11 protein-coding genes are annotated in these 8,904 nt (G+C 65.2%); 7 read left to right on the top strand and 4 right to left on the bottom strand.

Annotated features, from left to right (window positions below; translation table 11 throughout):
* Window positions 1-79: 79 nt before the first annotated feature.
* Genes JHD73_RS24765 through tsaE form a run of 3 tightly spaced genes read right to left on the bottom strand, consistent with a single transcriptional unit; the run spans window position 80 to window position 2,723 of the window.
* Entirely contained in the window at window positions 80-616 is a 537-nt protein-coding gene (locus tag JHD73_RS24765; RefSeq protein WP_199032824.1) for a GNAT family N-acetyltransferase, read from the bottom strand.
* Entirely contained in the window at window positions 616-2,151 is a 1,536-nt protein-coding gene (locus tag JHD73_RS24760) for an N-acetylmuramoyl-L-alanine amidase (RefSeq protein ID WP_199032823.1), read from the bottom strand. Before JHD73_RS24760 ends, JHD73_RS24765 begins: the two co-directional genes overlap by 1 nt.
* Window positions 2,145-2,723 (bottom strand): tRNA (adenosine(37)-N6)-threonylcarbamoyltransferase complex ATPase subunit type 1 TsaE, encoded by a 579-nt coding sequence (tsaE, locus tag JHD73_RS24755; protein ID WP_199032825.1) that lies wholly within the window; start codon window positions 2,721-2,723, stop codon window positions 2,145-2,147. Before tsaE ends, JHD73_RS24760 begins: the two co-directional genes overlap by 7 nt.
* 16 nt (window positions 2,724-2,739) lie before the next feature.
* Between tsaE and queG the strand changes: the two genes are divergently transcribed.
* The 6 genes from queG to plsY all read left to right on the top strand — a co-directional run bounded on the left by queG (window position 2,740) and on the right by plsY (window position 7,527).
* Window positions 2,740-3,903, top strand: coding sequence for a tRNA epoxyqueuosine(34) reductase QueG (gene queG / locus JHD73_RS24750; RefSeq protein ID WP_199032822.1), 1,164 nt, complete (start codon window positions 2,740-2,742; stop codon window positions 3,901-3,903).
* 231 nt (window positions 3,904-4,134) lie between these two features.
* Window positions 4,135-4,794, top strand: a complete 660-nt coding sequence (locus tag JHD73_RS24745) for a chalcone isomerase family protein (protein ID WP_199032821.1) — start codon at window positions 4,135-4,137, stop codon at window positions 4,792-4,794.
* Window positions 4,795-4,905: 111 nt separating this feature from the next.
* Complete coding sequence (locus JHD73_RS24740; protein WP_199032820.1) at window positions 4,906-5,382, top strand: methylated-DNA--[protein]-cysteine S-methyltransferase; 477 nt, start codon at window positions 4,906-4,908, stop codon at window positions 5,380-5,382.
* Complete coding sequence (gene xerD, locus JHD73_RS24735; protein WP_199032819.1) at window positions 5,379-6,323, top strand: site-specific tyrosine recombinase XerD; 945 nt, start codon at window positions 5,379-5,381, stop codon at window positions 6,321-6,323. Before JHD73_RS24740 ends, xerD begins: the two co-directional genes overlap by 4 nt.
* Window positions 6,324-6,341: 18 nt before the next feature.
* Entirely contained in the window at window positions 6,342-6,833 is a 492-nt protein-coding gene (ybaK, locus tag JHD73_RS24730; protein WP_199032818.1) for a Cys-tRNA(Pro) deacylase, read from the top strand.
* A 70-nt stretch (window positions 6,834-6,903) separates the two neighbouring features.
* Window positions 6,904-7,527, top strand: a complete 624-nt coding sequence (plsY, locus tag JHD73_RS24725) for a glycerol-3-phosphate 1-O-acyltransferase PlsY (protein ID WP_199032817.1) — start codon at window positions 6,904-6,906, stop codon at window positions 7,525-7,527.
* Here plsY and JHD73_RS24720 read toward each other — a convergent pair.
* Window positions 7,524-8,540, bottom strand: coding sequence for a GlxA family transcriptional regulator (locus JHD73_RS24720; RefSeq protein WP_199032816.1), 1,017 nt, complete (start codon window positions 8,538-8,540; stop codon window positions 7,524-7,526). The two genes, plsY and JHD73_RS24720, sit on opposite strands and share 4 nt — an antisense overlap.
* Window positions 8,541-8,694: 154 nt before the next feature.
* On the opposite strand from JHD73_RS24720, the gene JHD73_RS24715 reads away from it, so the two are divergent.
* Window positions 8,695-8,904: penicillin acylase family protein (locus tag JHD73_RS24715; RefSeq protein WP_199032815.1), on the top strand; the 210-nt coding region annotated here is incomplete at its 3' end.

The following is an 8,904-nucleotide window of genomic DNA, read 5'->3' as shown; positions in this document are numbered from 1 at the left end:
GGCGCTGGCGCGCAAATATGCGGATCGCATGGCGCATACCGAAGCCAATGCTGGCGCACCGGCCAGCCGCCCGGCGTAGTCACAGGGCCATCAAGCCCGTCGTTTCCGGCCAGTGGTAGGTGTGCACCCACGCATGCCCGCCATCGGCCGTCTCCAGCCAATCGCGGCTGACCGGCACACCACCCAGGGCTTCATAGAAGCCGATTGCGGCGGTGTTCACCTCGTACACCAGCAGATGGAGTTGCGCGACACCTTGGGCTGAGGCCCAGCGGGCAGCTTCGCCCATCAATCGCTTGCCGACGCCGTGGCCGCGTGCGGCGGGCAGTAGGTGGAGGTTGTCGACGAGCGCGCCCCACGGCATGTCGTCATGCAGCAGCGCGCAGAGAAACCCGATGGTCTGACCATCGAGATCGACACACCAGACGTGCTGGCCAGCAGCAGGAGCCATCATGCGCTCGTGCCACTTCGTCTGCATGTCGGCCTGCACCGCGCCATCGAGGTAGGCGTCCGTCAGGATGCCGAGCCCACGATACGCGCTCTGCCAGCTCCGCGTATGGATGCTGGCGATGGTGTCCGCATCGGCCGCACTACCTTGGCGCAAGATGACTTCGGCCATCAGACGCCCGAGTTGTGCGACAGCGGCGGGTTCTTGGCGAAGTACGCGCGGATGCCGCGCAGGATCGCGTCAGCCAGTTGATTCTGATGGCCCAGATCGTTGAGCTTGGCCTCTTCTTCCGGGTTGGAGATGAAGGCCGTCTCAACCAGGATCGACGGAATATCCGGCGCCTTGAGCACCGCAAACCCGGCCTGCTCGACGGCCCCCTTGTGCAGGCGGTTGATGCCGCCAATCTGCTCCAGCACGGCCTTGCCGACCTTCATGCTGTCGCTGATCTGCGCGGTGGTCGAGAGATCCAGCAGCACGCGCGTGACCTGTGCGTCCTTCGAGCCCAGGTTGGCGCCGCCAATCATGTCCGCGGCGTTCTCCTTGTTGGCGAGCCACTTGGCTTGCGCGCTGGAGGCACCACGGTCAGAGAGCGCAAACACGGACGCCCCGCGCGCTTCCGGCGTGACGAATGCATCGGCGTGGATGGAGACGAACAGGTCGGCCTGCACGCGCCGTGCCTTCTGCACGCGCACGCCCAGCGGGACAAAGTAGTCTGAATCGCGCGTCATCATGGCGCGCATGTTGGGCTGGGCGTCGATCTTGGCCTTGAGCATGCGGGCAATCGACAGCACCACGTCTTTCTCATGCGTGCCCGCAGCACCAGTGGCGCCTGGGTCTTCGCCGCCATGACCGGGGTCGATGGCGACGGTCAGCAGGCGGCGCATGCGCGTGCCGCCTGCCGGCCCACGCGGCACGGGCTGCTCGGGCACGATCTCCAGCGGCGGTGTCATCGGCGCATTGGCAAGCGTCGATGGCGGCGTCGCGGGTTTCACGGGCGGCGTCTTGACCGGTGGCGGGCGGCTGGCAATCGTCGGGCGCGAGTCGGTCACCGGCGGCACGGCGGGCGCAGTCGCCCCCCCTCTGCTCTCACGGCGGGCCAACGCGGCAATCGGATCATCGTCGTCCGCCGCGGACGACTGCGGCACCGGCGTGCCGCCCGAGGCAGCAAAGCGCTCCTGCTTGCTTTCGGTCGCTTGCACGAGCTGCATCAGCGGATCGGGCGGGTTGGTCGGGTACAGGTCGAACACCAGCCGGTTGCGATAGCCGGCAATCGGCAGCAGCGTAAAGACCTGCGGGTTGACGCTTTCCTTCAGGTCAAACACCAGGCGCACCACGCTGGGCCGGTTCTGGCCCACGCGCACCTGGCGGATGTACGGATCGTTCGGCGTGATCTTGGCAACCAGCTCGCGCAAGGTCGGGTTCAGATCCAGCCCCTCGACATCGACCATCAGGCGGTCCGGATCCTTGATGAGCTGGTGCGTGGCCTTGAGCGCGACGTCGGATTCGATGGTCACGCGCGTGTAGTCCTCCGCCGGCCACACGCGCACCGCCACGATGTTGGCGCCGCGTGCGATCTGCGTGCCGGCCAGGCTGAGGATGACGGTTCCCGCACCAGCCTTGGCCATGCGCGTGAGCCATTGCCTGCGGGCGTGGCTCGGCAGGGTGGAATCGTCCGGTTGATCGGTCGGCAGATGCTTGATCAGCATGGGGGCAGAGGTTGCAACGACTGTAAGAGTTGAAGGCCGGTCTGCGTGCAAGCACTCAGATGGGCCAGGCGCGGTGCATGTTCAACGCCGTCATCGTAGGTTTCGTGCACAACGTCAACGGCCAAAGCGATATGAAGATCGGGCGTACCAAGCAACGCCTGTGCCTTCTCGGGCCATTCGACCAGGCACAGCGCGGGTTCGGCAAAGCAATCGCGAAAGCCGGCGTCGGTCCATTCTTCGGGGTCGGCAAAGCGGTACAGGTCGAAGTGATAGACCTTCTGTGTGCCGGTGGTTCCCGTCACGTCATACGGCTCAACCAGGGTATAGGTGGGGCTGCGCACGCGCCCGGTATGGCCCAGGCCGCGCAGGATGGCGCGCGACAGCGTAGTCTTGCCCGCCCCCAGATCGCCTGAGAGTTGCACCTGCACGGGCCGCGGACCCAGCGCCAGCACGGCCTGAGCGAGCGCCGCTCCGAAGGCCGAAGTGGCCGCCTCGTCGACAAGCGGCACGGTGCGCTCGGCAAGCGGTGAGTTCAGACCAGCGGGTGTGGCAACAGGGGGCACAGTAGGCATTGCGTACAATTTGGGCATGTCCGCCACCCCCACGCCATCGCTCGACACAAACCTCGATGCACGCCTGCCTGCTAATGCGGCAGATGTTGCTGCGCTGGTTGCGCAGATCCGCGCCTGGGGCGCCGAGCTCGGCTTCGATGCGATCCGCATCGCCAGCGTCGACCTCTCGCACGCTGAAGAAGGGCTCCAGACGTGGCTTGCGCAGGGGTTTCACGGTGACATGGATTATATGGCGAACCATGGATTGCTCCGCGCACGTCCCGCCGAACTTGTTGCCGGAACGGTACGCGCCGTGGTCGCACGCATGCCGTATCTGCCACATGACACCAATGCGCGCCCGGATCAGCCAGCAGCAGGCAGCGACTGGCGCACCGTCGAGTGGGACCGCATGCGCCGCCCCGAAGATGCCACCATCTCGCTCTATGCGCGCGGCCGGGACTACCACAAGGTGCTGCGCCAGCGTTTGCAGAAGCTGGCCGAGAAGATTGCCGGCGCGGTCGGGCCCTATGGCTTTCGCGTGTTCACGGATTCCGCACCGGTGTTGGAGGTGGCATTGGCCAGCAACGGCGGCCTGGGCTGGCGCGGCAAGCACACGCTGCTGCTTGATCGCGATGCCGGCTCGATGTTCTTCCTCGGCGAGATCCTGGTCGACCTGCCGCTGCCAGTCGACCCGCCAGTCGAGCCGCATTGCGGCAATTGCACGCGCTGCATTGACGTCTGCCCCACGCAGGCCATCGTCGCCCCGTACACGGTGGACGCGCGCCGCTGCATCTCGTACCTGACCATCGAGCACAAGGGCAGCATCCCCGTGGAGTTGCGCGAGGCGATGGGTAATCGCGTCTATGGTTGCGACGATTGCCAGCTCATCTGCCCGTGGAACAAGTTTGCGGTGCCGGCCAACCTGCCGGATTTCGACGTGCGCAATGGATTGGATGCGGCCACGCTGGTCGACCTGTTCGGTTGGACCGAAAGCGAATTCAACCAGCGCCTGGAGGGCAGCCCGATCCGGCGCATCGGGCATGAGCGCTGGCTGCGCAATATTGCGATTGCGCTGGGCAATGCATTGCGCGGGCCGTTGCCGGACGCATCGCGTGCGCAGTTGCGGGCTGCGCTGCATGCGCGGGCCGATCACCCCTCCGAACTCGTGCGTGAACACGTCGCCTGGGCGCTGGCAGCCTGACGGCAACGCAATATCCCGCGCTTTAATTCCCCATTGGAGTCAGGGGCGGCTATTGTTTTAAAAACAAGACAATTCACATCTAGCACAAATAGAAGAAACCGTGGTTAACGCTAGATGAAGCCACCCCTTATACCTGGCGGTACGCAAACGGTTGCGAATCAGGGCAGACACCAATGGTTTTGAAATAGAAATTTGCAAAAATAGAGCCTCACAAAAAAACGCTTGTTTTCGATGTTCTCCGCCCTGTTTTTTCTTCGTCGCGCATTGCGTGAAGTGCGTGCCGGTGCATCCAATCGCATGCCCGTGGTTCGGCGCGCATGGCGCCACGGCATTGCAGGCACCGCACTGCTGGCCGCCTGCACGCTGCCGGCCTGGGCGACAGTGGACCTCGAGGGCGTGCACTTTGACGACGCAACGCGCCTTGCCGGCCGCGAACTGCCGCTCAACGGCACGGGGCTGCGCTCGGTGTTCGTCATCAAGGGCTATGTGGCGGGCCTGTACCTGCCTGAACGCGCGAAGAATGCGGCGCTGGTCCTGGCCATGAAGGGGCCGAAGCGGCTGCAGATCCACCCGCTGCGCGATGTGGGTGCCGACACCTTCATTCACGCGCTGAATGACGGCATCCACCGCAACCAGACCGAAATCCAGCTGCAGCGGCTGTCCGACCGTCTGACGCAGCTGGAAGACGCCATGCGGCAGATCGGCTCCACCCGCCGTGGCGACACCATCAACTTCGACTACACGCCTGACGCCGGCACCACGGTCAGCATCAACGGCGTGGCACGCGGCAAGCCCATCCCCGGCGAAGATTTCTACCAGGCCGTGCTCAGCATCTTCATCGGCAACAACCCGGTCGACCGGGATCTGAAAAGCGGGCTGCTCGGAAGCTGACGATCCGCCTGCAAACCCGCGGGCCGCGATGCTACGTATCGCGGCGCACGCCCGGCGCCGAGCGACGTGCTAGATTCGCGGGATCGTTTTTCCGCGCCGGACTTCGCCGTCATGCACTCCCCTTTCGATGCCGTTCTCGAAGCGCCCTTCGGCAAGCTGGGCGTGCGCGTGGCCGACGGCACCCTGCGTGAACTCGTCTACCTGCCGGAGAGCACGCCCACGGTCGATTCCAGCAATGCGCTGATCCGCAAACTGGCCCACCAGCTCGATGCGTACTACAGCAACCCCAACGCCGCCTTCGATATACCGCTCACGCCTGCCGGCACGGATTTTCAGCACCGCGTGTGGAATGCCATCCGCGCCATCCCGTGCGGCAGCGTGATCACCTACGGCACCATCGCCCACCAGATCGGCAGCGTGCCGCGCGCGGTGGGCCAGGCGTGCGGCGGCAACTGGTTTCCGATCCTCATCCCATGCCACCGCGTGGTGAGCGCCTCGGGCATTGGCGGGTTCTCGCACCATACCGATGGCTACCTGCTGAACATCAAGCACTGGCTGCTGCGCCATGAAGGCGTGATGCTGATATGAGAAAGGCCGCACTGAAAGACGCCGAAGCCCCTGCCCTGCCCCCGCAGAGTGCTGACGCCATCCAACGTTTCTGCGATGCGCTCTGGCTCGAAGATGGCCTCGCGCGCAACACGCTCGATGCGTACCGGCGCGACCTGACGCTGTACGCGCATTGGCTGGCCGAGCGCAGCAAATCCATTGCCGAAACCGAAGACGGCGACCTTGCCGACTACTTTGCCGCGCGACATGCCGAGAGCCGCGCCTCCACGGCAAACCGACGTCGCACCGTGTTCAAGCGCTTCTTTGTATGGGCCTTGCGCGAACACGTGGTGACCACCGATCCGTCGCGCCTACTGCCCACGGCCAAGCAACCACCGCGCTATCCGAAGACGCTGTCCGAAGCACAGGTCGAGGCGCTCATCCAAGCGCCTGATGTCGACACGCCGCTCGGTCTGCGGGACCGCGCCATGATCGAGCTGATGTATGCGAGCGGCCTGCGCGTGTCGGAGATCATCGCATTGAAGACCGTGGAAGTGGGCCTGAACGAAGGCGTGGTGCGCGTGATCGGCGGCAAGGGCGGCAAGGACCGGCTGGTGCCATTTGGCGCCGAGGCCGGTGACTGGCTGCGGCGCTATCTCCAGGATCGTCAAACGGGCCGCACGGCGCTGCTCGGCGAGCGCACCGCCGATGCCCTGTTCGTCACCGCCCGCGGCGAGGGCATGACGCGCCAGGCGTTCTGGTACCTGATCAAACGCTACGCATTGCTGGCTGATATTCACGCACCGCTCTCGCCGCATACGCTGCGGCACGCATTTGCCACGCATCTGCTCAACCACGGCGCCGATTTGCGCGTAGTGCAGATGCTGCTCGGCCACGCGGACATTTCCACCACGCAGATCTACACCCACGTCGCACGTGAGCGGCTGCGCACGCTGCATGCGCAGCACCATCCGCGTGGATAGCATCCCGCCTTCCTCCACATGAGCAAGTCCAAGCACGTTTCCGAAACGCCCGCCACGCAGTTCCTCAAGGCGCATGGCGTGGCCTTTACTGAACACACCTACGACTATGTCGACAAGGGCGGCACGACCGAATCGTCGCGCCAGCTTGGCGTGAATGAACACGCCGTCGTCAAGACACTGGTGATGGAAGACGAGCATGCCAAGCCGCTGATCGTGCTGATGCACGGCGATTGCTCGGTCTCCACCAAGAACCTCGCACGCCAAACTGGCCGCAAGAGCGTGCAGCCGTGCAAGCCCGAAGTGGCACAGCGGCACAGCGGCTACCTGGTCGGCGGCACGTCGCCGTTTGGCGTGCGCAAGGCGATGCCGGTGTACGTGGAAGCCTCCGTGCTGGAGCTGGAGCGCATCTATATCAACGGCGGCCGGCGCGGCTTTCTGGTAAGCATCGCGCCCACGGCGCTGACCACGGTGCTGAACGCGCAGCCCGTGCACTGTGCAAACCCCGATTGAAACGTCCGGGGTGGCTGGTGCACGCTTGCGGCCACGCTACAATCGCGCAGCCTGAATTCACAGAACACCTATGTCCCCAGTCGTCGCAACCGTTGTTTTTGCCGTGGCCGCCTACCTGATCGGCTCGATCTCGTTTGCCGTGGTGGTCAGCCGCGCCATGGGTCTGGCGGACCCGCGTACCTACGGCTCGGGCAACCCGGGCGCCACCAACGTGCTGCGCTCGGGCAACAAGAAGGCCGCGATCCTGACGCTGCTGGGCGATGCGGCCAAGGGTTGGCTGGCGGTGTGGCTTGCACAACTGCTGGCCCCGCGCTTTGGCGTGGACGAGACCGGCATCGCGCTGGTGGTGATCGCCGTGTTCCTGGGCCACCTGTATCCGGTGTTCCACCGCTTTGTCGGCGGCAAGGGTGTGGCAACGGCGGCCGGCATCCTGCTGGCGCTCAACGTCTGGCTGGGCCTGGCGACGTTGGCAACGTGGATCATCATCGCCGTGTTCTTCCGCTATTCGTCGCTGGCGGCGCTGGTGTCGGCGGTGTTTGCGCCGTTCTTCTATGTGCTGATGTTCGGTTTCGACTGGATTGCCGGCGCCGTTGCACTGATGGCCGTGCTGCTGATCGCGCGCCACCGCGCCAATATCGCCAAGCTGCTGGCCGGCAAGGAAAGCCGCATCGGCGAGAAGAAAAAGGCCACCTAGTTCCGCAACTCGGCGCGCACGGAATGGGCGCGCCGATGCTCTCCCGGCGGTCGCCCCGTGTGCCGTCGGATCAATCGCCGGAAGGCGGACATATCCTGATAGCCGCACTGTTCGGCAATCGCCGTCAGGCTCAGCGTGCTGACTTCCAGCAGGTGACACGCGCGCTCCACGCGCAGCTGGTGCAGCAATTGCAGCGGCGACGTCCCTACCGTCTTCGTGAAATGCCGCAGCAGCGTCCGCTCGCTGGTCGACGCGGCGGCGGCGAGTTTCCCCAGATCGAATGGCTCATGCAGATGCTGCTGCAGATAGCGTCGCGCGCGCAGCACGACACTGTCGCGAATGGCCGGCCTGCTGCGCAGCCAGATACCGATGGCCTCGCCGCGTGATGGGTGGTCGAGCGCCGTATTGCCCAGCGTGCGCGCCAGCCGTGCATCGGCCAGCCGCGCCACGACACGGTGCATCAACGCCACACCATGCTCCATCGCCCGCGCGGTAATGACGTTGCCGCTGCTGACAATGGCCTGCGCCGGCACCACCTTCAACTGCGGGAAATTGCCCTGCACCCAGCCGGCAATCAGCCATGTCACCGTCAGCCGCTGACCGGGTGCCAGCACGTCGGCCAGCATCGCCACACCGGTAAAGGGTGACGCCACCAGCCGGCCCGCCTCCAGATAGCGGCGGATGGTGGCGCGTTCCAGCTCCAGCAGGGCCAGGCGCTGCTCCATCGTGCCGATGTGATCGAAGTGCAGCGGCGGGACGATCAGCGCATCGCCAAGCAAGGCGTCGTCTTCCGGTAGCGCATCGCAGCGGCAAGCGAGCGTCTCTGCGGACGCCTGCCAGCGCCCGGGGTCACGCGCAACGAGCCGCCAGCCGAACACCGGGGTCTTGGCGGCATTGGCCCGCTTGCCGGCCTGCATGGAAGCCAGCGCGTTGGCCACGCCAAGCGTGTCAGCAGCCGTTGCCAGTGCGGAAAAGCCGGCGTCGGGAAAGGTCAGCAGGTCGATGTTGGGCATGCCGCAGTATAGGCACGGGCAGCAATCCACGTGGCGGGATTAACCCCAACTCTGGCGGGAATACCTCTTTCAGATCAGACCCGTCCGATTGAGGATGCGACGGTGGCTGCGCACAGACGCGGCCGCTGATAACAACATCAGGAGACTACGCACAATGCAGCGATTCATGCAGGGATTCGCACTGCGCGGCACGCTTGCCATGGCCGCGCTTGCGGCGCTGGCCGGCTGCGCAAGCACAACCGGCAGCGGCTGGGCCACACCTTCGGACACCGGCCTCTCGGCCGAGATCCGCCGCACCGCCTTCGGCATTCCGCACATCCGCGCCAACGACTACGCCAGCCTCGGCTTCGGCATGGCCTATGCC

The sequence above is a fragment of the Ralstonia sp. ASV6 genome, from assembly GCF_016429285.1.
Lineage (GTDB): Bacteria > Pseudomonadota > Gammaproteobacteria > Burkholderiales > Burkholderiaceae > Ralstonia > Ralstonia flaminis.
This window is presented reverse-complemented; position numbering and strand designations above follow the sequence as displayed.